This is a genomic window from Siansivirga zeaxanthinifaciens CC-SAMT-1 (assembly GCF_000941055.1).
GTDB classification, from domain to species: Bacteria; Bacteroidota; Bacteroidia; order Flavobacteriales; family Flavobacteriaceae; genus Siansivirga; species Siansivirga zeaxanthinifaciens.
On the sequence record NZ_CP007202.1, the window covers coordinates 487,795 to 511,184 of the forward strand.

The 23,390-nt window shown below is 33.9% G+C and carries 24 protein-coding genes; 6 read left to right on the forward strand and 18 right to left on the reverse strand.

The window, feature by feature from the left end; all coding sequences use genetic code 11:
• The first annotated feature begins 3 nt into the window (after positions 1 to 3).
• Complete coding sequence (locus AW14_RS02285; RefSeq protein WP_044637338.1) at positions 4 to 348, forward strand: hypothetical protein; 345 nt, start codon at positions 4 to 6, stop codon at positions 346 to 348.
• On the opposite strand, the gene AW14_RS02290 is transcribed toward AW14_RS02285, so the two are convergent.
• Together AW14_RS02290 and greA are read right to left on the reverse strand one after the other, a co-directional pair.
• Positions 343 to 732, reverse strand: a complete 390-nt coding sequence (locus AW14_RS02290; RefSeq protein ID WP_044637339.1) for an HIT family protein — start codon at positions 730 to 732, stop codon at positions 343 to 345. The two genes, AW14_RS02285 and AW14_RS02290, sit on opposite strands and share 6 nt — an antisense overlap.
• Before the next feature lie 111 nt (positions 733 to 843).
• Positions 844 to 1,317, reverse strand: a complete 474-nt coding sequence (gene greA, locus AW14_RS02295) for a transcription elongation factor GreA (protein ID WP_044639454.1) — start codon at positions 1,315 to 1,317, stop codon at positions 844 to 846.
• 147 nt (positions 1,318 to 1,464) lie between these two features.
• Between greA and AW14_RS02300 the strand changes: the two genes are divergently transcribed.
• The gene (locus AW14_RS02300; RefSeq protein ID WP_044637340.1) at positions 1,465 to 1,902 is read left to right on the forward strand and encodes a hypothetical protein; all 438 of its coding nucleotides are present in this window, start codon (positions 1,465 to 1,467) and stop codon (positions 1,900 to 1,902) included.
• A 46-nt stretch (positions 1,903 to 1,948) separates the two neighbouring features.
• On the opposite strand, the gene AW14_RS02305 is transcribed toward AW14_RS02300, so the two are convergent.
• The 7 genes from AW14_RS02305 to AW14_RS02335 all read right to left on the reverse strand — a co-directional run bounded on the left by AW14_RS02305 (position 1,949) and on the right by AW14_RS02335 (position 8,922).
• Positions 1,949 to 4,174: a TonB-dependent receptor gene (locus AW14_RS02305; RefSeq protein ID WP_084708734.1), complete on the reverse strand. Its 2,226-nt coding sequence runs from the start codon at positions 4,172 to 4,174 to the stop codon at positions 1,949 to 1,951.
• A gap of 254 nt (positions 4,175 to 4,428) precedes the next feature.
• A complete protein-coding gene (arfB, locus tag AW14_RS02310) occupies positions 4,429 to 4,836 on the reverse strand; it encodes an alternative ribosome rescue aminoacyl-tRNA hydrolase ArfB (protein WP_044637341.1) in 408 nt (135 codons plus the stop codon).
• Positions 4,837 to 4,838: 2 nt separating this feature from the next.
• Positions 4,839 to 6,395, reverse strand: a complete 1,557-nt coding sequence (locus AW14_RS02315) for a DUF4301 family protein (protein WP_044637342.1) — start codon at positions 6,393 to 6,395, stop codon at positions 4,839 to 4,841.
• On the reverse strand, positions 6,395 to 6,964 hold the full coding sequence (locus AW14_RS02320; protein WP_044637343.1) for an AAA family ATPase: 570 nt from the start codon (positions 6,962 to 6,964) through the stop codon (positions 6,395 to 6,397). Before AW14_RS02320 ends, AW14_RS02315 begins: the two co-directional genes overlap by 1 nt.
• The gene (gene pnuC, locus AW14_RS02325; RefSeq protein ID WP_044637344.1) at positions 6,925 to 7,557 is read right to left on the reverse strand and encodes a nicotinamide riboside transporter PnuC; all 633 of its coding nucleotides are present in this window, start codon (positions 7,555 to 7,557) and stop codon (positions 6,925 to 6,927) included. Before pnuC ends, AW14_RS02320 begins: the two co-directional genes overlap by 40 nt.
• A gap of 12 nt (positions 7,558 to 7,569) precedes the next feature.
• Entirely contained in the window at positions 7,570 to 8,295 is a 726-nt protein-coding gene (locus tag AW14_RS02330; protein ID WP_044637345.1) for a phosphoglycerol geranylgeranyltransferase, read from the reverse strand.
• Positions 8,296 to 8,922 (reverse strand): 4'-phosphopantetheinyl transferase family protein, encoded by a 627-nt coding sequence (locus tag AW14_RS02335; protein WP_044637346.1) that lies wholly within the window; start codon positions 8,920 to 8,922, stop codon positions 8,296 to 8,298.
• A gap of 133 nt (positions 8,923 to 9,055) precedes the next feature.
• Between AW14_RS02335 and ahcY the strand changes: the two genes are divergently transcribed.
• Positions 9,056 to 10,372: an adenosylhomocysteinase gene (gene ahcY, locus AW14_RS02340; RefSeq protein WP_044637347.1), complete on the forward strand. Its 1,317-nt coding sequence runs from the start codon at positions 9,056 to 9,058 to the stop codon at positions 10,370 to 10,372.
• 179 nt (positions 10,373 to 10,551) lie between these two features.
• Here ahcY and AW14_RS02345 read toward each other — a convergent pair whose 3' ends face one another.
• The 4 genes from AW14_RS02345 to AW14_RS02360 all read right to left on the reverse strand — a co-directional run bounded on the left by AW14_RS02345 (position 10,552) and on the right by AW14_RS02360 (position 12,424).
• On the reverse strand, positions 10,552 to 10,833 hold the full coding sequence (locus tag AW14_RS02345; protein ID WP_044637348.1) for a hypothetical protein: 282 nt from the start codon (positions 10,831 to 10,833) through the stop codon (positions 10,552 to 10,554).
• A 128-nt stretch (positions 10,834 to 10,961) separates the two neighbouring features.
• A complete protein-coding gene (gene rpmA, locus AW14_RS02350) occupies positions 10,962 to 11,222 on the reverse strand; it encodes a 50S ribosomal protein L27 (RefSeq protein WP_044637349.1) in 261 nt (86 codons plus the stop codon).
• Positions 11,223 to 11,263: 41 nt separating this feature from the next.
• Entirely contained in the window at positions 11,264 to 11,893 is a 630-nt protein-coding gene (gene rplU / locus AW14_RS02355) for a 50S ribosomal protein L21 (RefSeq protein WP_044637350.1), read from the reverse strand.
• Positions 11,894 to 11,995: 102 nt separating this feature from the next.
• On the reverse strand, positions 11,996 to 12,424 hold the full coding sequence (locus AW14_RS02360; protein ID WP_044637351.1) for a DUF4199 domain-containing protein: 429 nt from the start codon (positions 12,422 to 12,424) through the stop codon (positions 11,996 to 11,998).
• Positions 12,425 to 12,603: 179 nt separating this feature from the next.
• Here AW14_RS02360 and AW14_RS02365 point away from each other — a divergent pair, with 179 nt between their 5' ends.
• Positions 12,604 to 12,990, forward strand: a complete 387-nt coding sequence (locus tag AW14_RS02365) for a heavy-metal-associated domain-containing protein (RefSeq protein ID WP_044637352.1) — start codon at positions 12,604 to 12,606, stop codon at positions 12,988 to 12,990.
• A gap of 115 nt (positions 12,991 to 13,105) precedes the next feature.
• On the opposite strand, the gene gldD is transcribed toward AW14_RS02365, so the two are convergent.
• The 4 genes from gldD to mutY form a co-directional block, all read right to left on the reverse strand.
• Positions 13,106 to 13,693 (reverse strand): gliding motility lipoprotein GldD, encoded by a 588-nt coding sequence (gene gldD / locus AW14_RS02370; protein ID WP_044637353.1) that lies wholly within the window; start codon positions 13,691 to 13,693, stop codon positions 13,106 to 13,108.
• Positions 13,683 to 14,996 carry a gliding motility-associated protein GldE gene (locus tag AW14_RS02375; RefSeq protein ID WP_044637354.1) on the reverse strand — a complete coding sequence of 438 codons (1,314 nt, stop codon included), beginning with the start codon at positions 14,994 to 14,996 and terminating at the stop codon, positions 13,683 to 13,685. Before AW14_RS02375 ends, gldD begins: the two co-directional genes overlap by 11 nt.
• A 46-nt stretch (positions 14,997 to 15,042) precedes the next feature.
• Positions 15,043 to 15,498, reverse strand: a complete 456-nt coding sequence (locus tag AW14_RS02380; RefSeq protein ID WP_044637355.1) for a single-stranded DNA-binding protein — start codon at positions 15,496 to 15,498, stop codon at positions 15,043 to 15,045.
• Between the two features lie 109 nt (positions 15,499 to 15,607).
• Complete coding sequence (gene mutY / locus AW14_RS02385; RefSeq protein ID WP_044637356.1) at positions 15,608 to 16,648, reverse strand: A/G-specific adenine glycosylase; 1,041 nt, start codon at positions 16,646 to 16,648, stop codon at positions 15,608 to 15,610.
• A 140-nt stretch (positions 16,649 to 16,788) separates the two neighbouring features.
• Here mutY and AW14_RS02390 point away from each other — a divergent pair, with 140 nt between their 5' ends.
• The gene (locus AW14_RS02390; RefSeq protein ID WP_044637357.1) at positions 16,789 to 17,079 is read left to right on the forward strand and encodes an HU family DNA-binding protein; all 291 of its coding nucleotides are present in this window, start codon (positions 16,789 to 16,791) and stop codon (positions 17,077 to 17,079) included.
• 417 nt (positions 17,080 to 17,496) lie between these two features.
• The gene (locus AW14_RS02395) at positions 17,497 to 19,044 is read left to right on the forward strand and encodes an Rne/Rng family ribonuclease (RefSeq protein WP_044637358.1); all 1,548 of its coding nucleotides are present in this window, start codon (positions 17,497 to 17,499) and stop codon (positions 19,042 to 19,044) included.
• A gap of 142 nt (positions 19,045 to 19,186) precedes the next feature.
• Here the strand turns inward: AW14_RS02395 and AW14_RS02400 are convergent, their stop codons facing one another.
• Positions 19,187 to 23,386, reverse strand: a complete 4,200-nt coding sequence (locus AW14_RS02400; protein ID WP_044637359.1) for an HYR domain-containing protein — start codon at positions 23,384 to 23,386, stop codon at positions 19,187 to 19,189.
• Positions 23,387 to 23,390 lie beyond the last annotated feature (4 nt).

Genomic DNA, 23,390 nt, shown 5'->3' on the forward strand with positions numbered 1-23,390 from the left:
AGTATGACGGAAAATTATGTGACCGTAAAAGATGTTTCGTTAAACAATAATTGTCCTGAATGCTTCAGTAAAGATGGTTTACGGCTTATTTTTAAACAACGTATTGTAGAAACAACCTTTTATAAATCTATTACCAAAGAGTTTAAAAAAGAACTAATATGCAACACGTGTAATAATATGATTTATCCTGTAAATTGGACCGATGATATTGAGCGTGTTTTAAAATATCAGGAAAAAGCATTTACACTAAAAAAGGCGTCTACTTATTTTAAAACTCCTTTCTGGATTGCCGTTTCGCTTATTTCAATACTTATTACAGCTATAATTGTTGCAGCTTTTATTTTATAATGCAGCCTTTATTTTATTAGCAATATCGATAAAAGCATCTTTAGTTAAACTTTCTTTTTTTATGAAACGTGCATCTTCCATGGTATGTAACGGAATTAAATGCACATGTGTATGTGGCACTTCCAGCCCAATAACCGTCATGCCAATACGCTTGCATGGAATGGCTTTTTCAATGGCCTTTGCAATGGTTCGAGAAAACTGCATTAAGCCTGTATAAGTCGCTTCATCTAAATCAAAAATTTTATCGACTTCTTTCTTAGGTATGCATAAAGTATGCCCAATACTATTGGGGTTCACATCTAAAAAAGCTAAAAAATCATCTGTTTCTGAAATTTTATAACAAGGGATTTCCCCATTAACTATTTTAGTGAAAATTGAAGCCATTATTATTTATTTTTTAGATTTTAAACACTTATAAATTTAAAAGATTCCTAATTAAAATTAGGAATCTTTTTTAGTTTTTAGAACAAATAGATAAGAAACTCGTTCTTATAATTATCTTGAAATTTCGATAATATCAAATTTCATAACGCCATTAGGAACTTTTATTTCGGCAACATCTCCAACCGACTTGCCTAAAAGCCCTTTTCCAATAGGTGAGTTAACAGATATTTTACCAGATGCTAAATCGGCTTCGCCATCGGCAACCAAGGTATAATTCATTTCCATACCATTGGTTTGGTTTTTTATTTTCACTTTAGACAATACTAATATTTTAGAATTATCTAATTGCGACTCATCAATAACACGAGCACCAGCTAAAGCATCTTCTAATTTAGAAATACGCATTTCTAACATGCCCTGTGCTTCTTTAGCAGCATCATATTCTGCATTCTCACTTAAATCGCCTTTATCTCTAGCTTCAGCAATAGCTTTAGAAGCTTTTACACGTTCTACATCTTTTAATTGCTTAAGTTCGTCTCTTAATTTTTTTAACCCTTCTGGTGTATAGTATGATACTTTACTCATAACTTCATCGTTTATTAATAACAAATAAGCTGAACATAGTTCAGCAAATAAAAAAATCCCGCATAAACGAGATTTGTAACAAATATACAAAATATTTAATCAAATTGCTTTTTATTGTAAATTGTAAACCATTTTTTAACGTAAAATATGAAATCGATATTATATCTTATTCCTTTTATTTTATTGGCATCTTGCAGCTCAGATAACGTAACTCAAAATCCTTATTTACCAAACTACGAATTCAACACAGGTAGTTTAATAAACACGAATTTACCGCAATACAGTCAATTAAAATTTGCTGGAAATTCTCTAATATTAAACAGCCCTTATGGCATTAATGGTGTGGTACTTTATTATGCCGGAGGAGAGAATTATAATGCGTTTGAAATTACCGATCCGAACCATCAATTAAGTACCTGCTCGAAACTAACTGTAGAAGGTATTATTGCTAGCTGTTCTTGCGACGATGGCAATTCGTACGATTTATTAAATGGTATTGGACGTGAAGGCACCACGGGAACTTACCCTTTAATTCGTTACCGTGTTGAAGTATCGGGTTCGATAATACGAATTTTCAATAACTAAAAAAGGCGATTCGGTTGAATCGCCTTTTTTATTTAATAATACTATACTAAAACTTTAAAGTAGCACCCAATAAAAAGTTAGTTGTCGCCTGGGGATAAAAACCTGTGAAATACCCAGTGGTTGTGCCAGTAGCACTCGATGAATCGGAAAAATCGAAAGAACCAAAATACCCGTTAGAAACATACTTTTTATTAAAAATATTATTAACTAAACCAGATAATACAATCGATTTAAAAATTTTGTTTGGTTTTAATTCATAATTAAAATTAAAATCATTTACAAAATAACTATCTAATTTAGATTCTTCATTATCTATATTTCCCATGTATTGTTCTCCAACAAACTTACTTAAAAGAGAAAGTTGTAAACGCTCTGCAGGATAAAAATTTAAAGCATTACCAATAACAATTTCTGGAGAAAATGAAATATTGGTATTACCCAAATTAACTACTTCACCGTTAATTGATGTATTGAAGTTTTTATTTTTATTAGAACTCAATGCAAGGTTTGAAGAAACATTAAATGCTTTACAAAATTGAATCGCAGCATCTAACTCCAAACCTAACCTATAGCTTGCGCCACTGGTTTCACGAATAGGACTTCCAACATCGTCTAACTGCCCTGTTAAAACCAATTGATTTTGGTAAAACATATAATATAAATTGGAGTTAAGCATTATTTTGTTATTATGGTAACGCCATCCCAATTCGACATCATTTAGAGTTTCATTTTCTGTAACTCCTGCTTTAAAATCGTCTCGGTTAGGTTCTCTGTTGGCTCTAGCGTATGAGGCATAGAAACTACTTACATCATTCTGTTTAAAAGTTAAACCTACTTTAGGATTGAAAAAACTAAAATTAGCATCGGTAACAAAATTTACCAAATCTGAATTAATACCATCGGTTTTATAGGTAACAAAACGGCCTTGTAAATCTACAAACCCTGTAACCTTTTCGGCGAGTTTAAAAGTCGCTTTAGAGAATAGGCTAAAATCATTTTTTGTAGCATCACCATCGTAGTAACGATCACGAATATTGGTATTAGGTGCTAAATTGCTTCCCCATATAACTTCACCAAAGTGATCGCCTGAGTACGTATTATATGAAACACCCGATATAATTTCTAAAGCATTTTTCTTGTAAGTAAGATTTGCATTAACAACATAAAAATTATTGTCTAACCAACGACGTACAATAACATCGCTATTGTCTTCAATTAAATTATTAAAATTGGCTGCAGCTTCATCGGTTTTGTATTGCTCAAAATACCCTTTTCCCTTTGTATAATTTAAACCAAGGGTAGTAGACCAATTGTTACCTAAACGCTCGTTCCAATGTAACTGATAATGATCTTGCCAATAATTATCGGTTTCATTATCGTAAGTATAGGGGTTTTGTCGGCGATTCTCCTTTAATTGATCGGCTGTTAAACCAAACCAAGCTTGATATGTGCGTTCTGCATTTCCAAACGTTAAGGCTTTAATAAGGGTGTTGTCATCTTTATATATACCTTGTAAGAAATACGATTTTAAATCTGTAAAAGCTCTGTCTACATAACCATCGGAATAAATTTTTGAAAAACGCCCGGAAATTTCAAAATGATTATTTAATAAACCGGTGCTTAATTTAACCGTGTGTTTACGCGTGTTGTAACTACCAAAACTGTTAGATATTTCGCCTGAAGCTTCCTCAGAAAACGCATCAGTTAACAAGTTTAAACTTGCACCAAAAGCCCCCGAACCATTTGTAGAACTTCCCACTCCACGTTGTAATTGCAAGCTTTCGGTAGACGATGCAAAGTCACCTAAATTAACCCAAAATGAGCCCTGACTTTCTGGATCGTTGTATGGTATCCCGTTTATAGTAACATTAACGCGGGTTCCATCGGTTCCACGAACGCGAATACTTGTATACCCTACACCAGCACCAGCATCACTGGTGGTAACAACCGACGGTAAGAAATTCATTAAAACCGGAATGTCTTGTCCTAAGTTACGTTTTGAAATTTCTTCTTTAGTTAAATTTGAATGCGTAATAGGTGAATTTGCGTTAACACGAACGGCATTTACTAAAACCTCATCTAGTTTTTCTGTTTTAGTAGAATCTTGAACTTTTTGATTGTTTTGTGCACTCGCACTAATTGATAACACACCAAGTGTTATAAAAAGAAAACTGTTTTTAGTTTTACCTACTTTATTTTGAAGGTTAAAACTGAATTTCCTGAAAAAGTTATTAGAACTTTTAGAAGAAAGAATAAGAAATGTAGATTTCATTACGATTATGTTTTTATAATCGAATAAAAAGAGGTAATTATTCTTAACTGGTTAATAATTATTTTTTTATTGAATCTCGCAAAACACTACCACGTTCGTATTGTTTACGAGTCTTCAATTGTAATCCCTAAACAGCATTACCTGTTCTAGGTTCATTGGGTATGATCTCAGCCGATTATAGGCACCCCTTTTTTGAGAACGCTGCAAAGGTAAAAACAAAAGACAATTGAAACCTGAAAAATTACAATTATTTTTTAATCGAGATCAGGCTTTTTTCTATTTGCTTTTTTATCAGCAACTTGACGCTTGCTTTTTAAGCGTTTTCTAATAACAGCTTTTGGAATTTTCGTGGCTATTCGTTTTTTAGGAACTTTAAAACTCGAGGCTATTAAGTCTAAAAATCGTTTAATAACGAGTTCTTTATTTTTATGCTGGCTTCTACTTTCTTCGCATTGCAACATTAAAACACCTTCTTTTGTTAATTTATTTTGAAGTTTGTTTTGAAGATGTAAAAGCTGCTCTTCAGAAAAAGCCAAAGAATCCTTTAAATTGAATGTTAATTCTACTTTTGAAGATACCTTATTAACATGCTGTCCGCCAGCACCAGAACTTCTAACAGCTTTAAACGTTAATTCTTTTAAAAGTATGTCTTTATTAAACATGTTTAGGCCTGATGTGCAGGTTTTAACAAATCGTTTACCGTTTTAACCGGATTAAAAGTTTCTAAAGGAATTTCAACAAAAATAGAATTCCAGTAAGCCATACTTCCATTCCATAAACCTGGCAATTCTAATGCTTTTATATCGGTTCCATTTTGAGATTTCATGGTAATAAAAGCGGCTTTGTGATCGACGTATTTAGTTAAATCGAATTTATTTCCTTTATAATCTCTCACGCCACACACTAAATCTGTAGGATTGAAATGAGTCGCTTCGGCTACAATTTTTCTCTGAGATTTTTTATCGATATTAATTTGAGGAAACTCAATAATCTCCAATGAAATTTTTCCGTCCTCTTCCTTAATCCAAAATGGTCCACCGCCCGGTTCTCCTTCATTTTTAACCATTCCACAAACACGAATAGGCCGGTTTAATTTATCTTTTAAATAGGCTACTTTCTCTTGTAATGGTAGTTTTTTAAATCCTTTCTTTCGATGAACGTTCATTCGGTTAATTACAAATAATTCAATATTATGAATCTCATCCTCTAAGATATCCTCATCATCAAGTCTGTGAAGGTATTTAAAAGCCTGATTTTGTATTTTTAACAAAATTCCTGCTAGCATTTTTTTGTATTTAGAAACTTGCTTGTTTTGCTCAAAAACAACAATATTGTCTATATTTTTAATAAAAATAAGGTCATAATTTAAAGCATTTAAATTTTCAATTAATGCTCCATGACCAGAGGGCCTAAATAACAAACTACCGTCGTCATTTCTATAAAGCGCATCATTTGATGTAATGGTAATGGCATCGGTAGATTTACTTTGAAATGAAAAAGACACATTAAAAGTTGTGTTTGTTTGGCTTTCTAATGTCGCTTTAATTTTATTTAATTCTTCAACAAATAAAGATTGATGGGCCTCTGAAACGGTAAAATGTAAATGAGCTTTATTATTTGATGAAGCATACAAGGTAGCTTCTAACAAATGCTCTTGAAATGCTGTTGAAACCTCTGTGTCGTATTTATGAAACGGCAACAAACCTTTAGGATAAAAACTATAATTTAATGCAGTCGCATTTAACATGGTTTTTACTAAATGAAGACATTGCTCGTTTAATGGTAATTTTTTATAATCTGGGATTTGCTCGATTAATTTAGATTCTAATTTCTCATAAAAAGGAAACGCTTTTAATCCTTTTACAAATACAGCCATTTCCATATTTTTATCTAAATAGGTATCAAAATCTGCATTAACATTGTATTCTTTTAAAAACTGAAATAAAAATTTAAACATGCGGGTTGCAGCACCAGATGCTGGTACAAACTTTACTATTTCTAGCTGATTGCGATGCGCTTCAAAAAAATCAATATAATTTTGTTGTTGATCTTTATCAAACTTCAAGATACCATTTCCTGTGGTAGCAGCAGATTTTAATTTGGAATAGGTCATTCCCGATTTAATCAACTCGATCTGAGCATTCACTTTTTCAAGTGTTAATCCATGATTTTTTATCTGATTCAGATCCTTATCCGTAAATACGATTGTTTTTGTAAGCATCACTTTTTATTTTCTAATAATTTATCAATTGCTTCAACAGCAATTTTAAAACGTTCTTCTTTACTCCCTTTTAATAATATGTATGGCCTTTTGGCCGCTATTAATTCATTTTCAAAAGCGCTAAACATGGTTTCGCGCTCATTGGGACGATCTCTAATATCATCTGAAATCCAAGGGATGTCAATATAAGTTAAAAAATACAAATCATAGGTATTTTCTAACGCCTTTTTTTTAAGTGTTGAATTACAAATACCGTTATAAAACATTTCAGAATATACTTTGGTTTCTAATAAATCGGTATCGCAAATTAAAACAGCATTGGCTTTTTTTGCCAAGTTATTTTCTAACTTCATTTGCCCTATTGCTATAGGCATAATATCTTCCAATTCGCAGGTCTTTTGTTTTACATTCCACTTTGCTTGAAGATATTCTCTGGCGTACTCGGCAACCCAAACCGTATTATAATGCTTCGATAATTGTTTAGATAAGGTTGTTTTTCCTGTAGATTCTGGTCCAAATAATACAATTTTTACACAGCTGCTTTGTTGTTGTTCAAGCTCTTTTTCCATGCTTTATAACCATAAATTGCGATTATTGTAAATAATAAATATTGAAAAGACGTAAACACCAAGCCTTTGTACAAATATAATGGCACCGATATGATATCGCCAACAATCCAATAGGTCCAGTTTTCTAGTTTTTTTTTCGCCATGAGCCACATCCCTACAAAAAATATAGCTGTTGTAAGGGTATCTACATAGGCCGTCCAGGTATTAAATTTATTATTAGCAGAATAAATAATTATAACCAATATGGTAGCCAAAACAAAAATTAACACACTCCATAAATGCTCTTTTTTATTGGTTGTAGTTACTGGAACCTCATTATTGTTGGCATCTTTTCTTGTCCAATAATACCAGCCATAAATACTCATGGCAAAATAATAAGCATTAATAAACATATCGCCTAAAAGGCCATAAACCATTAAAATATAAACAAAGATAGCAGTACTAATAATACCTGTTGGATAAACTAAAATATGTTCTTTTTTAGAATACCAAACACTTAAAAAGCCAAAAAAAACACCTATAAATTCTAATACCACTAAATGTGTTGGTATGTCTTGATATTGTGAAAAAATCCAATTTAAAATTTGGGTCATATTCTAAATAAATTAATTTTTTAATGCTTCAAAAAACAACAAATTTTCCTCAAAAGCAGTTCCAATAACCACCATATCGGCGCCCGATTTATAAGCATCTAGCAGTTGTTGTTTGCTTTTAATACCACCACCAACTATTAATGGAATTTGCACTTCTTGTTTCACAAAATAAATTATTTCAGGTGTTACAGGGTGGGTGGCTCCACTGCCAGCTTCTAAATAAATCATTTTCATGCCTAATAATTCACCCGCTTTAGCAGTATCAACAATACCCTGAATGTTATTTCTAGACATCGGAAGCGTTCCTGTTACCCGTTGTACAGCCGTTTCCTTTCCGTTTTCAATTAAAATATACCCTGTGGAAATAACCTCTAAATTCGAATTTCTAAGTTTAGAAACCGATGCTACATGTTTACCAATTAAATACTCAGAATTCCTTCCAGACAACAAGCTTAAAAACAATAAAGCATCAGCCTGGTTTGTTATTTGAGTAACATCACCTGGAAATAAAACAATAGGCAAAGAGGTGTGTTTTTTTATTTCAGACACTAAAATATCGGTAGCATCATCGTTTACAATACTACCGCCTACAAAAATATGAGTGGCTATGGAAGCATTAACTTTTAATAAAAAAGAAGACACATTTTCAATTGAAAACTTATCGGGATCGATAAGTACTGCCAATAACTTTTTCTTGTTTAAAACAGCATCCAGTATATTTTGATAAACCTGTTTCATTTAAGCAATAGCATAAGCACAAGTAAAACCTTCAAACTCTAAAAACTGAATGTTATATCGGTATTTTTTATTGTTGTAATCTATCCAAGCGACAGTTTCGTTAGTATTATCAGACATAGGAATAACCAAACAATGTTGTTTAAAACTCAAACCCGGCGTCGAAAAAAGCTTATATAAAGATTCTTTCACACACCAAATAATAGTAAGCTTATTTATGTAATCTGGAGCATGCGGTTTTAAATAGCTAAACTCGTAATCTATAAACTTATGGGCGATAACCGAGATTTTATCGCGTTGCTTTTCTATATCAATCCCAATAATAGCATCGCTAATAATTACAGCCGAAAAAGTAAACGAATGTGTTATAGAAATATGGTTGCCATCCTTTAAATGTGGCTTACCATTGGCATCGTAAAACAAATCGTCATCGGTATATCCAAAAGCGTTTAATAAATGTCTAACGCTTAAAAATCCGCGTTGGTGCAATTCACTTTTCATTCCTAAAACCCGACTTAAACTTTGAGGTTTTAAGTTAACCGCCTGCATTAATTCATCAAAAGACTCTGTTATTTTCCATATTTTAACAGTAGTTTTAGAATTTGGAGTAATGGTTTTATAAAGAGGCATTTAATATTCTAAAAGTTATTAGTTATCTTTGCACCGCTTAAGGCAGATAAAACATTTTTATAAAGCGAATTTAACCATTTAAGTTTTATACACAAGAATGTTTTGGTTTTAAAAACAAAAGAAAAAAATTGATATGAGCACAAAAACAATTCCTTATGTAGCTAATAAAGTGAAAGATATATCACTTGCAGCTTGGGGACGCAAAGAAATTGAATTAGCCGAAGCAGAAATGCCAGGTTTAATGAGTTTACGTGAAGAATACGGTAATTCGCAACCATTAAAAGGAGCCAGAATTGCAGGATGCCTTCACATGACCATTCAAACAGCTGTTTTAATTGAAACCTTACAAGCTTTAGGTGCCGAAGTTACTTGGAGTTCTTGTAACATTTTTTCAACGCAAGATCAAGCTGCTGCCGCTATTGCTGCTGCAGGAACATCGGTTTATGCTTGGAAAGATATGACCGAAGAAGAATTTGATTGGTGTATAGAACAAACCCTTTTCTTTGGCGAAGACAGAAAACCACTTAACATGATTCTTGACGATGGTGGCGATTTAACCAATATGGTACTAGACCGTTACCCAGAATTAGTTTCAGGCATTAAAGGATTAAGCGAAGAAACCACAACAGGTGTACACAGACTTTACGAACGTGTAAAAAATGGCACCTTACCAATGCCAGCAATTAACGTAAACGACAGTGTTACAAAATCTAAATTCGACAACAAATACGGTTGTAAAGAAAGTGCTGTAGATGCTATACGTCGTGCAACCGATGTTATGTTAGCAGGAAAACGCGTTGTTGTTTGTGGTTACGGCGATGTTGGTAAAGGTACAGCCGCCTCTTTTAAAGGCGCAGGCAGTATTGTTACTGTAACAGAAATCGATCCTATTTGTGCATTACAAGCCGCTATGGATGGTTTTGAAGTTAAAAAACTAGAAACCGTTGCTCCTAACGCCGATATTATTATCACCACTACAGGAAATAAAGATATTGTACGCAGCGAGCATTTTGAAGCCGTAAAAGACAAAACCATTATTTGTAACATTGGGCATTTCGATAACGAAATAGATATGGCTTGGTTAAATAAAAACTACGGTCACACCAAAAACACCATTAAACCACAAGTAGATAAATATACCATTAACGGTAAAGACATTATTATACTTGCCGAAGGCCGCTTAGTTAACCTAGGCTGCGCAACAGGTCACCCAAGTTTTGTAATGAGTAACTCATTTACAAACCAAACATTGGCACAAATAGAACTTTGGACAAACAGCGAAGCATACGAAAACAACGTTTACATGTTACCAAAACACCTAGACGAAAAAGTGGCTAAGCTTCACCTAGAAAAAATTGGTGTCGAATTAACCGAGTTAAAACCAGACCAAGCAGAATACATTGGTGTTACTGTAGAAGGCCCTTACAAACCAGAATACTACAGATATTAACTATTGCTGCGAAAGCAGGAATCTCAAATTCCAAAAAAAATCCCGACGCTTCGGGACTAAATCCCAGACAACACTGTTTGGGATTTTTTTTGGCAATTGCTAAAGCACCGCGCTTTCCGCTATATCTTTTTTGCCTTTAATAGCAAAAAAGGATGCCGCTGCAATCGCTATTGCACCGTTTAGCCTTGGTCGTCTACCAAATCCTCTTCAAAGTACCACCATAAACTAGAATCTATAACCGATTTCATTTTTACAATATCAACATCATTCTTCAAAAAAATAGTAATACTCTCATCGGCTCTATTTTGTTCTATACTCTCTTGAATTTCAATAGTATCAATTTCATCAAAACGTTCTAAATGATTTTTAATTTTTTCATCTAAAGATTCATCACTTAAAAAAATTTTAATGGTAGGATGGCATGGGGAATTTCTAATTTCAGATCTAAATGGAAGTTGCATAATCTCAATTTTTTAAATGAAATATTAATTAATTCCCTTATAAGATACGCATTAATTCCCTAATAATCAACAAAAAAGTCTTTGCGTAGTGCAAGGACTTTTTAAAATATTGTAAAGAAAACTATTTCTTATCCTTCAAAAGGAATTACAGAAACATAAGATTTATTATCTTTTTTCTTAGTAAATTTTACAACGCCATCAACATATGCGTGTAATGTATGATCTTTAGAAGAGTATACATTCTCACCTGGGTGATGTGTATTTCCTCTTTGTCTTACGATAATGTTTCCAGCAATAGCAGCTTGACCACCAAAAATCTTAACGCCTAAACGTTTCGATTCTGATTCTCTACCATTCTTAGAACTACCTACTCCTTTTTTATGAGCCATTGTCTTAAGTTTTTATATTGTTAAACATTAATGGTTAGCAATTAAGCTTTACCACCATTTAATTCATCTTGCCATTTTTTAAGCTCATCCCACTTACCATCAGCAGCTAATTGCGCTTGTGCTGGCCAAGTATCTGTTACGTGGTTACCACGAACACCTGCAATGATTTCAGAAATTTTAGCAGCATCAGTTTTAGCTAATTCTGCGAAAGTAGTAATACCAGCATCTGCTAAAGTTTCAGCAATTTTTGGTCCAATACCTTCAACTTTCTTTAAATCATCTGCTTTTGCTGTTGCTTTTTTAGCTTCAGCTTTAGGAGCAGCTTTTTCTGCTTTTGCTGGGGCAGCTTTCTTAGCTCCAGAAGCAGCAATACTTTCAATTACGATTTCAGTTAAAGATTGACGGTGACCATTTTTTACACGGTATCCTTTACGTCTTTTCTTTTTGAAAACTATAACTTTATCACCTTTAAGGTGCTTTAAGACTTTTGCTCCTACTTGAGCTCCGTCTATAGCTGGGGCGCCTACAGTTACATTGTCACCTTCACCAATAAGAAGAACATTATCAAAAGAAACTTGTTTCCCTTCTTCAGTTTGTAAACGGTGTACAAAAACCTTTTGGTCTTTAACAACTTTAAATTGTTGCCCTGCTATCTCTACAATTGCGTACATAGCGTAACGTTTTATTAAATTAATTTTTATTCAAAAATGAGTGCAAATATACTCCTAATTAATTAATCTACAAACGTTTTATATCTTTTTGAAAAGATTTTTTTATTTCTTGAAAAACTGCATAACGGTGAAGGTCGCAATTACAGTTGTTGCAAGCCCCATAATGAATACAACGAAGCTTACCATACCAATATCTACATTGAACCCACTCTTGATTTCATGAAGCATATCTGGTAGAAAATTAATGTTAATCTCGGTAGCGTAGAATAAAAAGAACAAAGTAAACAAAAACGACGCTATAAAACCCGTTATTATGCCTGTTTTAAAACCTTCTCCATAAGAAAAATCATTGTAATTCTGTATTTTTTTATAACGTATCACCTCGAAGATTCCTAATGTTGTAATAACAGCGTTAAAAAAGCTAAATGCTGGATGAATATGGTTATTAAACAATGATAAAACTAAAAAATAAGCAATTAGGACCGCACTGGTTACTAATCCGAATCTAATAGGAAGGGATAAACTTTTCATAATTAAAGTGTTTTTCTTTTAAATTTCGGAAAAATTATGGAATAATAATAATTTTGAAGCTGTTTTTTAAATATAAGCTACATAAAAACAAGCTATTAACACAATTAAAATGATTAGTTAATATAACAAATTAGACCGTTTTATTTTTATAAATTTGTAAACTATTAAATTTATTTAGAATGCATATCATAAAAAAAATCTTCGCCGTTACAGTAACATCCATAATGGTATTAAGCTGTAAAAATGAATCTAATCCAGAAGTAAAAACTATTGAAGTTGCAACTACTAGTGTGGCCAAAGCAACTTTAGACCCGAATGCTACTTACGCAAAAGTAGAATTTACCATTGAAGGCATGACCTGTGCTATGGGCTGTGCTAAAACAATAGAAAATAAAATTGCTAAAATGACAGGTGTAAAATCTTCTGTTGTCGATTTTGATAAACAACTTGCTATGGTAGAATACGACGTAGCTAAGGTAACCCCTGAAACTTTAGAACAAACCGTTGTGAGTGTTTCAAACCAATACAAGGTTAAAGACATAAAAACTATTACATCGTTAGAGTAGTACATGCTTTAAAATAAAGTTTTTATATATTAAAACGGCTGAGGAAAAGGGATTGCGATACGGCTTATTTTAACATGTAAAAACCAAAAAGCCTTCAAAAGTATTTGAAGGCTTTTTAATTTTTCCACTTTAACGTTTCCATAATATGGCCAATATCTTTCTGCATATAATTAATGGCCGGTAAAATAGAATCGTAATTGGGTTTTGCATTAAAATAAAGAGAGCCCGTTAAAAAATGATTCTCACTGTCTGTAACATAAAATTGCACTGGTGAGGCGACGTTGCCTTTTACTTCCGATAATACTCCATAAACTTTACGCTTACTATCTTCAAAAGGATATACTGGTATCTCATCGGCTTTAACAGCGTGCTCTAAAGTAAATTTTTGTGCATCGCGCAGATAATCGGTTAAGTTTTCTTCACGACCTTCTATTGCTTTGTATGTTATAAAAACAACCCCTTTTAAGGTTGGATATTCCAGATTAATACCATAGCTCTCGGTTGGCGCCTTTAATTGTCTGATATTAATTTTTGTCGCTTGCAGGTTTTTTTCAAAAGTAAATGGCAAATCGGTATTTAAATTGGTGTATTGGGCTCTAGGATAATCTAACCTTAAATAGGCTTTAGGTTTAGGCACATAATCTTCAGAGCATGAAAATGCACTTATTAAAACAAGTATTAATAAATAAAAATTAGGCTTCATTAAGGATGGTGAATTTCACAAGCTTGATTCTTTTTTTGTCTAAAGCTTCTATTTTAAAAACGTAATTTTTAAAATTTATTTTACTGTTTAACTTAGGAAAGCTTCCTGAAATTTCTAAAACAAACCCAGCAATGGTTTCTGCTTCGCCTTTGTTTTCTTCAAAAACCGTTTCGTCTTCAATTTTAATAATTTTATAAAAATCTTTTAAAGCTGTTTTTCCTTCAAAAACAAAATTATGTTCGTCTAGTTTCGAGTAGGTCAAATCTTCATCATCGAACTCATCGCTTATATCGCCAACAATTTCTTCAATAATATCTTCTAATGAAATTAATCCAGATGTGCCACCATATTCATCTACTACAACAGCCAAATGCACTTTTTTCTCTTGAAACTCTGCCATTAAATCATCTAGCTTTTTGTTTTCAGGTACAAAAAACGGATCTCTAATTAACGCATTCCAATCAAATTGTTTTCTATCAATATAGGGCAGTAAATCTTTAACGTATAAAATTCCTTTAATGGAGTCGATGTTATCTTTATAAATAGGTATTCTTGAATAACCATTTTTTATTATTTCCGGCAAAATCTCACTAAACTTCTGTTCGATGTTTAGTGCAAAAATATCTATTCGCGGACGCATAACTTGTTTGGTTTCGGTATTACCAAACTGCACAATACCTTGTAAAATTTTGTGTTCTTCTTTTGTAGTATCCTCTTCGCTTGTTAGTTCTAGGGCCTGAGATAATTGATCGACACTTAAATTAGATTTTTGTTTCCCCAACCTATTATGAATAGCAATTGTAACACTTCGCATTGGCAAACTTAATGGAGACAAAACAACATCTAGAACACGTAAAGGATACGCCATAAATGTTGCAAATTTTAAGTTATTACGACTGGCATAAATTTTAGGAAGAATTTCTCCAAAAAGTAAAATTAAAAAGGTAACCACTACCACTTCAAAGGTGAATTTTAAGATTGGAGAGGTAATTACCGAAAACAAATCGCTGCTTATGTAAGCAAATAAAATTACAACGGCGATGTTTATAAAATTATTAGCAACTAATATCGTAGCCAATAGTTTTTTTGGTCGCTCTAATAATTTTTCGATAATTAAAATAGGTTTTAATTTACTTTCTAAACCTTTTTCTAAATCACTTCGGGTTAATGAAAACATAGCTACTTCGGCACCAGAAATAAGTGCAGAACAAAAGAGTAGCACAAACAATAACACAATTCCTAATACTACAGAATAATCTACTGTTAATATTAAACTTTTAAAACTCGTGGGGTCAGGATCCAAGTACTATAAATTTGGTTAAACTTTTTATTCTTTTAATGAACTTTTATTAAAACGGAAGATCATCTTCATCGTCTTCTATTACAGGTGCTTTTGTGGCCTCTGGTTTGGTTTCGGGTTTAGAAACCGGAGATGCTGCAGCATTTGAAGCATTGGCTTCGCTTTCTTTTTTAGTTGATAAAAATGTAAAATCTGTACATTGAATTTCTGTAGAATAACGCTCGTTTCCGCCTTCATCTTGCCATTTTCTTGTTTTTAGACGACCTTCAATATACACCTTATCGCCTTTGCTAAGATATTTTTCACAAATTTCGGCACCTTTATTTCTTACTACTATATTATGCCATTCGGTATTGGTAACACGTTCGTTCGTTTGCTTACTTACATAGGTTTCGTTTGTTGCCAAAGGAAAACGCCCAACGCAGCCACCACCTTCAAAATAGTGCATTTTCACTTCATCGCCTAAGTGCCCGATAAGCATCACTTTATTTAATGTTCCTGCCATAATATGAATATTTTAAGTGAACAAAATTACAGAATTGCACATCATTATAAATGAATTGAATTCCTTTTTTTTAAAATTAATAAAAATTTGCACGCAAAAATAGCTATGTTTAAAAATAAAACGATTCGATAAAATTACCTATTAAAATAGGAACAGGATATTCTTTTACGGTTTCAATAGCAATGGTATTTGGCAATGATGCATCGGTTTTTACAATCCAGAATTTAGAGTATAAATGTTGGTGTGATAATTTATGAACGATAGCTTCAGAATTAAAAAGAGATAAATGATAATCGATATTCTTAAGCAAATCGACATTTTTTACAATTTCATTAAAATCATCAAAATCCATATCCTTATTGGTTTCCACCAGAGGGAATTGGTATAAATTTTCCCAAATGCCTTTACCTTCTCGTTTTTCTAACAAAGTTTGCTCGTTTTTAGATTCAATAACCAGAAAATTGAAATACTTCTTCTTGGCCTTGGCTGCTTTAATTTTTAATGGAAAACTAGCCACTTTATTATTGTTAAATGCAAAACAACTGGCATTAAAAGGACACAGAGAACAATCTGGACTTTGAGGCTTACATTGAGTTGCTCCAAACTCCATTATAGCCTGATTAAAAATAGCCGGGTCATTTTTATCAATAAGTTCTTGAGCTAAAAGCTTAAATTCTTTGTTACCCTTAGTAGAGTTAATAGCCGTATCGATTCCAAAATATCTGGATAAAACCCGATACACATTTCCATCGACAACCGCAGCTGCTTCATTAAAACAAATAGATGCTATGGCACTGGCAGTATAATCGCCAATACCCTTTAATTTTAATAACTCCTTATATGTATTTGGAAAAACGCCTTGCAATTCGTTTGCAACATACTTTGCGGTTGCATGTAAATTTCGTGCTCTGGAATAATAACCCAGTCCCTGCCATAATTTTAAAACATCGTTTTCTGAAGCCTTAGCTAAATGAAAAACTGACGGAAATTCGGCCAAAAAAGCCTCGTAATATGGCATTCCTTGCTTAACTTGTGTTTGCTGTAATATAATTTCAGACAACCATATATGATATGGATTGGTAGTTTGCCTCCAAGGAAGATCGCGCTTATTAACTGAATACCAAGTTTTTAATGTTTTTGAAAAATTCATTATTCAAATAAATTGAGCTTGTAAAAATAAACGTTTATAATCTTAAATTTTAATGTATTAGGTTTGAAATATTGAATTTTAAATTCCTATATTTGCATCCCTTTTAAAACTAATAGTAATCTAACAAAATATATTATAAAATGACGAAGGCTGATATAGTAGCAAAAATTTCTGAGAAATTAGGGATTGAAAAAGGTGATGTTCAAGCAACAGTTGAAACTTTTATGGAAGAAGTAAAAACCTCATTAGAAAATGGTGACAATGTTTACTTAAGAGGTTTTGGAAGTTTCATAATAAAAACAAGAGCAGAAAAAACTGGTAGAAACATTTCTAAAAACACAACTATTAAAATACCTGCTCACAATATTCCTGCATTTAAGCCTGCAAAAGTATTTGTTGAAGGCGTTAAAACAAATGTAGACGTTAATTAAAACATTAAAATAAATTATTAATTTAAAACACACTATTTATGCCAAGTGGTAAAAAACGTAAGAGACATAAGGTTGCAACGCACAAGCGTAAAAAACGTAGACGCGCTAACCGTCACAAAAAGAAAAAATAATCCAAAAAAGTAGTTAATAGCTACTTTTTTTGGTTTTTTAAAAACAACGTTCTTTGAAATGAGTTCATTAATGTTTTAGGCACTTCGTGCTTTATGAACTCCACGGATTTAAAAAATCCTGTGATATCTTTAATTTATTTTAAAGATAAAAACAATGTATAATCCATCTGTATAATTTAATTAACTGTTGATGGTTTATAGTTACTAGTTATTGGTGTTACACTTTTAACTTTTTAACTATTACCTTTTCAATTTTAATTAGAGTGTATGGATAAAAATTAACTAAATGGATAAAGAATTGATCATTAGATCTAGTTCCGATGATGTTGATTTTGCCTTATTAAAAGATGGAAAACTTATTGAATTACAGAAAGACGAAGGTGGTAATAACTTTTCGGTTGGTGATGTGTTTATAGCCAAAATACGAAAAGCTGTTCCTGGACTAAATGCCGCATTTGTAAATGTAGGCTACGAAAAAGATGCATTTTTGCATTATCACGACTTAGGTCCTAAACTTCCTTCCCTTTTAAAATTCACAAAAAGTGTAAGCACAGGTAAACTAAAAGATTTCTCTTTAAAAAATTTCCCATTTGAAAAAGATATTGATAAAGACGGTAAAATTTCCGATGTCTTAAAATCAAATCAATCGCTATTAGTACAAATAGTAAAAGAACCCATATCAACCAAAGGCCCTAGAATTAGCTCCGAGCTCTCTATTGCTGGTCGATATATTGTTTTAGTACCTTTTTCTAGTCGTATTTCTATTTCACAAAAAATAGAAGACAAAGAAGAAAAAGACCGTCTAAAACGATTGGTAAAAAGCATAACGCCTCCAGGTTTTGGTATTATAGTCCGTACAGTAGCAGAAGGCAAAAAAGTAGCTGAACTAGATAAAGATTTACAAAATTTGCTTAGTCGTTGGACGGCAATGTGTAAAAAGCTACATAAAGCACATCATCCTAGTAAAGTACTAGGAGAAATGAATAAAGCCTCATCTATTTTGCGTGATCTATTTAACGATACTTTCACTAGTATTCATGTAGATGATGAAGAGCTTTACATTCAAATTAAAGATTACGTGCATGAAATTGCACCTAACAAAGAATCTATAGTTAAATTGTATCAATCTAATGTTCCTATTTTTGAAAAATTTGGAATAGAACGACAAATTAAAACCTCGTTTGGTAAAACCGTTTCCATGGCAAAAGGTGCTTATCTAGTAATAGAACACACCGAAGCCCTGCATGTAATAGACGTAAACAGCGGAAACCGGTCTAACAAAGCCAACAACCAAGAGGATACTGCATTAGAAGTTAATTTAATAGCAGCTACCGAAATTGCCCGACAATTAAGTTTACGAGATATGGGAGGCATTATTGTAGTCGATTTTATTGACATGACCAGCGCAGAAAACAGGCAGAAGCTATTCAATCATTTTAGAGATGAAATGAAAAACGACCGAGCTAAACACAAGATACTGCCGCCAAGTAAATTTGGCTTGATACAAATTACAAGACAACGTGTACGTCCAGAAATGAATATTAAAACGCGCGAGGAAAACCCCGACGAAATCATTAATGGTTCTGAAGTTGAGGCACCCATAGGAATAGTGTCTAAAATAACACACGATCTTGAACAACTATTTAAAAAAGACTATAAAAAGCTGACCTTAAACACACATCCTTTTATAGCAGCCTTTTTAACAAAAGGTTTTCCATCTACACGTTCTAAATGGTTTTTAGAACATAAAAAATGGGTTAAAATTTTACCAAGAGATGCTTACACATATTTAGAATACCACTTTTTCGATAAAGACGGTAATCAAATTAAATAATTAAAAAACCCGCTACTTTTAAAGTCAGCGGGTTTTTTTTTGATATTAATTAAATTTTATATCAACTTAATTAAAGACTTTATTTAAACAAAAAGCCTCAAATATGTATTTGAGGCTTTTTGTTTGTAATTCAATTATAAGTTTATTCTTTAACTACAGATTTAGTAACCTGTCCTAAATCACTTTTTATCACAAAAAGATACATCGCACTGTCCCAATGAGACATATCTATAACTTCTTGTTTTTCTTCAGATTTAAGCTTAATGGTTTCTATAAGCCTACCAGTAACATCGTAAATAGAAACCTCTTGCAAATTGATTCTTGATGGATTACTTAAATAAACTAAATTACTTGATGGGTTTGGATACAACTGAATCGTTTTTATATCTCGATTCAAATCTTCTAAACCTAATGGCGCACTAACCGTTAATTCAAAATCACAGCTACCAATATTTCCACTAGCATCTTCTGCTGTTAAAGTAATTGTATACACACCAATACCAAGTTGTGTTCCTACAGTCGGAGATTGACTGTAAACAGCTATCGTTCCCGAACAAGTATCGGTTGCAGAACCTGCTCCTGTACCAAAATAATCAGGTAGTGTATAAAAACCACTTACATCAGCTACTACAGTTTGGTTTGCAGGGCAGCTTACTGTTGGTAATTGATTATCTTCTACAGTAACTGTTTGGGTTGTGCTTGCTGTATTACCTGCATTGTCGGTTACTGTCCATGTAACTGTATTAGCACCTAAAGCTAAACTCGATGGGCTTGCTACAACACTCGCTACGCCACAATTATCATTCACCGTTGGTGGTGTTAACTGTGCACTTGCATAAGTACATGTGCCAGCATCAGAACTTACCGTTATATTACTTGCCGCAGCGATGGTTGGATCTTCGTTATCTTCTACGGTAACTGTTTGGGTTGTGCTTGCTGTATTGCCTGCATTATCGGTTACTGTCCATGTAACTGTATTAGCACCTAAAGCTAAACTCGATGGGCTTGCTACAACACTCGCTACGCCACAATTATCATTCACTGTTGGTGGTGTTAACTGTGAACTTGCATACGTACATGTGCCAGCATCTGAGCTTACCGTTATATTACTTGCCGAAGCGATGGTTGGGTCTTCGTTATCTTCTACAGTAACTGTTTGGGTTGTGCTTGCTGTATTACCTGCATTATCGGTTACTGTCCATGTAACTGTATTTGGTCCTAAAACTATAGTTGATGGACTCGCTACCACACTTGCCACGCCACAATTATCATTCACCGTTGGTGGTGTTAACTGTGCACTTGCATAAGTACATGTGCCAGCATCTGAGCTTACCGTTATATTACTTGCCGCAGCGATGGTTGGGTCTTCATTATCTTCTACAGTAACTGTTTGGGTTGTGCTTGCTGTATTCCCTGCATTATCGGTTACTGTCCATGTAACTGTATTTGGTCCTAAAACTAAAGTTGATGGACTCGCTACCACACTTGCTACGCCACAATTATCATTCACTGTTGGTGGTGTTAACTGTGAGCTTGCATAAGTACATGTTCCAGCATCTGAGCTTACGGTTATATTACTTGCCGAAGCAATGGTTGGATCTTCATTATCTTCTACAGTAACTGTTTGAATAATGCTTTTTTGATTTCCTGAATCATCTATTGCTGTCCATGTTACGGTATTAATACCTACAGATAAAACTCCAGGATTTCGAAGTATCCCTGCGACACCACAATTATCAGTCACTGATGGCGGTGTTAACTGAGAACTTGCATAGGTACAAACTCCAGCATCGGCACTTACTGTAATTGCACTAACAGAGGTGAATGTTGGCGCTTCGTTATCTTGAACAGTGACGCCTTGTATTGTCGTTTTTATATTTCCAGCATTGTCTGTTACTGTCCATGTAACCGTATTTGAACCTAACACTAAAGTTGATGGACTCGCCACAACACTTGCCACACCACAATTATCACTGGTTGCTGGTGGTGGTAATTGACTCGTATTATAAGTACAAACACCGGCATCGGCAGATACTGTAACGGCACTAACCGTTGCGATGGTTGGCGCTTGGTTATCTTCTACTGTAACTGTTTGAATGGAGTTTGCTATGTTTCCTGCGTTATCTGTAACTGTCCATGTTACTGTATTGGGTCCTAAAACTAAAGTTGATGGACTCGCTACCACACTTGCCACGCCACAATTATCACTGGTTGCTGGTGGTGGTAATTGAGAACTATCGTAAGTACAAACTCCAAGATCTGAGCTTACTGTTATTGGACCTAATGTCGCAATGGTTGGCGCTTCGTTTTCTACTACAATAACCGTTTGAGTTGTTGAGCTAAAATTAAGTTCAAAATCAAAAGCATACCATGTTAACGTATTAACTCCAACATTTAGAGTCGTTTTATCTGAAATTACAAACAAAACACCACAATTATCATCGGCTGCAGGTGGTGGTAATTGACTCGTATCATAGGTACATAAGCCCGCATCTACATTTACAGTAACAGAACCAACTGAAGCGATGGTTGGATTTTCTGTATCTTCTACTGTAACTATTTGTGTTGCGGTTGCTGTATTACCTGAATCATCGGTTACGGTCCAAGTCACTGTATTATTTCCTATAGCTAAACTCGATGGACTTACCACAACACTCGCCACACCACAATTATCGTTGGTTGTTGGTGGTGTTAACTGTGAACTTGCATACGTACAAACACCTGGGTCGGAACTTACAGTAACAGGACCTGCAATAACTATCGTTGGACGTTCATTATCTACAACTGTAACTGTTTGAAGTGAGTTTGCTACATTTCCTGCATTGTCTGTAACTGTCCAAGTCACTAAATTATCTCCTAAAACCAAACTCGATGGACTCGCCACTACACTTGCTACACCACAATTATCATTCGTTGTTGGCGGTGTTAACTGTGAACTTGCATACGTACAAACGCCGGGGTCGGAATTCACTGTTATTGGCCCTAAATTGGATATGGTTGGTAGCTCATTCTCTACTACAATTACTGTTTGAATTGATCTGTTTTGATTTCCAGAATCATCAACAACTATCCAGGTAACGGTATTCGAACCTGCATTTAATGTCGATGGAATTCCTACCACTGATGCAACTCCACAATTATCATCGGTTGATGGTGGTGGTAATTGACTGGTTGAGTACGTACAAACACCGGCATCGGCTGGTACAGTAACTGCGCCCACAGTGGCTATCGTTGGTAATTCAGTGTCTACTACAGTAACTGTTTCGGTTGTCGTTGCTGTATTACCAGAATTATCGGTTACAGTCCAAGTCACGGTATGAGCTCCTAAAGCTAAACTTGACGGACTCACTACAACACTCGCTACTCCACAATTATCATCGGTTGACGGTGGTGGTAATTGACTGGTTGAGTACGTACAAACACCAGCATCGGCTGGTACAGTAACTGCTCCTACAGTGGCTATCGTTGGTAATTCAGTGTCGGTTATGGTAACATCAAAACTACAGGTATTTGTGTTTCCTGCTGCATCACTTACAGTATAAGTTACTGTTGTAACACCCAGATTAAAAGTCTCTCCACTGGCATCATTTATTCCTGTAGTCGCACTATTTTTTATAGTAGCGCCTGTTAAGGTCCAAGTTTGGGTGGTTACTGCACAATTATCACTGGCTGTTGGAGCTATATTATTAACTACTGCAGAACAGTTTCCGGCATCGCTTGGTTGTGTTAGGTCTGATACACATGTTATGGTTGGGCTAATAGTCTCTGGTCCTGTAACAAATGTAAATACAGCCCCAGAATTTAATGTAACACCTTGAAACAACAGTACTCCAGATGTTAAACTGTTTGGAGTAATTACAGTTACGGTACCCGTTGTAAAATTGCCGTCACCATCTTGATCGATAGCTAATCTAAAATCTTCTTTCAGGGTACCTCCTACTGTTAGTCCATTAATATCTAAACTCAAGTCTACTGTTCCAACATCATTTGTATGGTTTGCTTTCCATTCTCTTCCTAATCTTGAAAAACAGCTTAAGGACGTTGGCAAGTCTGTAGATTGTTCCACTAATGCTCCATTGTCATGACCAATCATTAAAAAGTCGCCATCTTCTAAAGATGACGGATTGCTTATTACAATATTTCCTTTTCCAGTTTGGCCAGTGCCATCTCCAGAACCTGTATTGATACTGTTAGACTGCGATTGATTTAAGCCACTAACATCGTCTTTTCCAATACCAAAAACATCGTTCCAATAGGTTGTATTATCCCATACTGGATTACCTGCTGAATTTACATAGCTTGACACAGACTGGTCTAAAGTTATACCATATTTGATTGCCAAGTAA

Coding starts and splice junctions, on each gene's coding strand:
- AW14_RS02285 (WP_044637338.1), top strand. CDS start 4: ATGACGGAAAATTATGTGACCGTAAAAGATGTTTCGTTAAACAATAAT.
- AW14_RS02290 (WP_044637339.1), bottom strand. CDS start 732: ATGGCTTCAATTTTCACTAAAATAGTTAATGGGGAAATCCCTTGTTAT.
- greA (WP_044639454.1), bottom strand. CDS start 1,317: ATGAGTAAAGTATCATACTATACACCAGAAGGGTTAAAAAAATTAAGA.
- AW14_RS02300 (WP_044637340.1), top strand. CDS start 1,465: ATGAAATCGATATTATATCTTATTCCTTTTATTTTATTGGCATCTTGC.
- AW14_RS02305 (WP_084708734.1), bottom strand. CDS start 4,174: ATGAAATCTACATTTCTTATTCTTTCTTCTAAAAGTTCTAATAACTTT.
- arfB (WP_044637341.1), bottom strand. CDS start 4,836: ATGTTTAATAAAGACATACTTTTAAAAGAATTAACGTTTAAAGCTGTT.
- AW14_RS02315 (WP_044637342.1), bottom strand. CDS start 6,395: ATGCTTACAAAAACAATCGTATTTACGGATAAGGATCTGAATCAGATA.
- AW14_RS02320 (WP_044637343.1), bottom strand. CDS start 6,964: ATGGAAAAAGAGCTTGAACAACAACAAAGCAGCTGTGTAAAAATTGTA.
- pnuC (WP_044637344.1), bottom strand. CDS start 7,557: ATGACCCAAATTTTAAATTGGATTTTTTCACAATATCAAGACATACCA.
- AW14_RS02330 (WP_044637345.1), bottom strand. CDS start 8,295: ATGAAACAGGTTTATCAAAATATACTGGATGCTGTTTTAAACAAGAAA.
- AW14_RS02335 (WP_044637346.1), bottom strand. CDS start 8,922: ATGCCTCTTTATAAAACCATTACTCCAAATTCTAAAACTACTGTTAAA.
- ahcY (WP_044637347.1), top strand. CDS start 9,056: ATGAGCACAAAAACAATTCCTTATGTAGCTAATAAAGTGAAAGATATA.
- AW14_RS02345 (WP_044637348.1), bottom strand. CDS start 10,833: ATGCAACTTCCATTTAGATCTGAAATTAGAAATTCCCCATGCCATCCT.
- rpmA (WP_044637349.1), bottom strand. CDS start 11,222: ATGGCTCATAAAAAAGGAGTAGGTAGTTCTAAGAATGGTAGAGAATCA.
- rplU (WP_044637350.1), bottom strand. CDS start 11,893: ATGTACGCAATTGTAGAGATAGCAGGGCAACAATTTAAAGTTGTTAAA.
- AW14_RS02360 (WP_044637351.1), bottom strand. CDS start 12,424: ATGAAAAGTTTATCCCTTCCTATTAGATTCGGATTAGTAACCAGTGCG.
- AW14_RS02365 (WP_044637352.1), top strand. CDS start 12,604: ATGCATATCATAAAAAAAATCTTCGCCGTTACAGTAACATCCATAATG.
- gldD (WP_044637353.1), bottom strand. CDS start 13,693: ATGAAGCCTAATTTTTATTTATTAATACTTGTTTTAATAAGTGCATTT.
- AW14_RS02380 (WP_044637355.1), bottom strand. CDS start 15,498: ATGGCAGGAACATTAAATAAAGTGATGCTTATCGGGCACTTAGGCGAT.
- mutY (WP_044637356.1), bottom strand. CDS start 16,648: ATGAATTTTTCAAAAACATTAAAAACTTGGTATTCAGTTAATAAGCGC.
- AW14_RS02390 (WP_044637357.1), top strand. CDS start 16,789: ATGACGAAGGCTGATATAGTAGCAAAAATTTCTGAGAAATTAGGGATT.
- AW14_RS02395 (WP_044637358.1), top strand. CDS start 17,497: ATGGATAAAGAATTGATCATTAGATCTAGTTCCGATGATGTTGATTTT.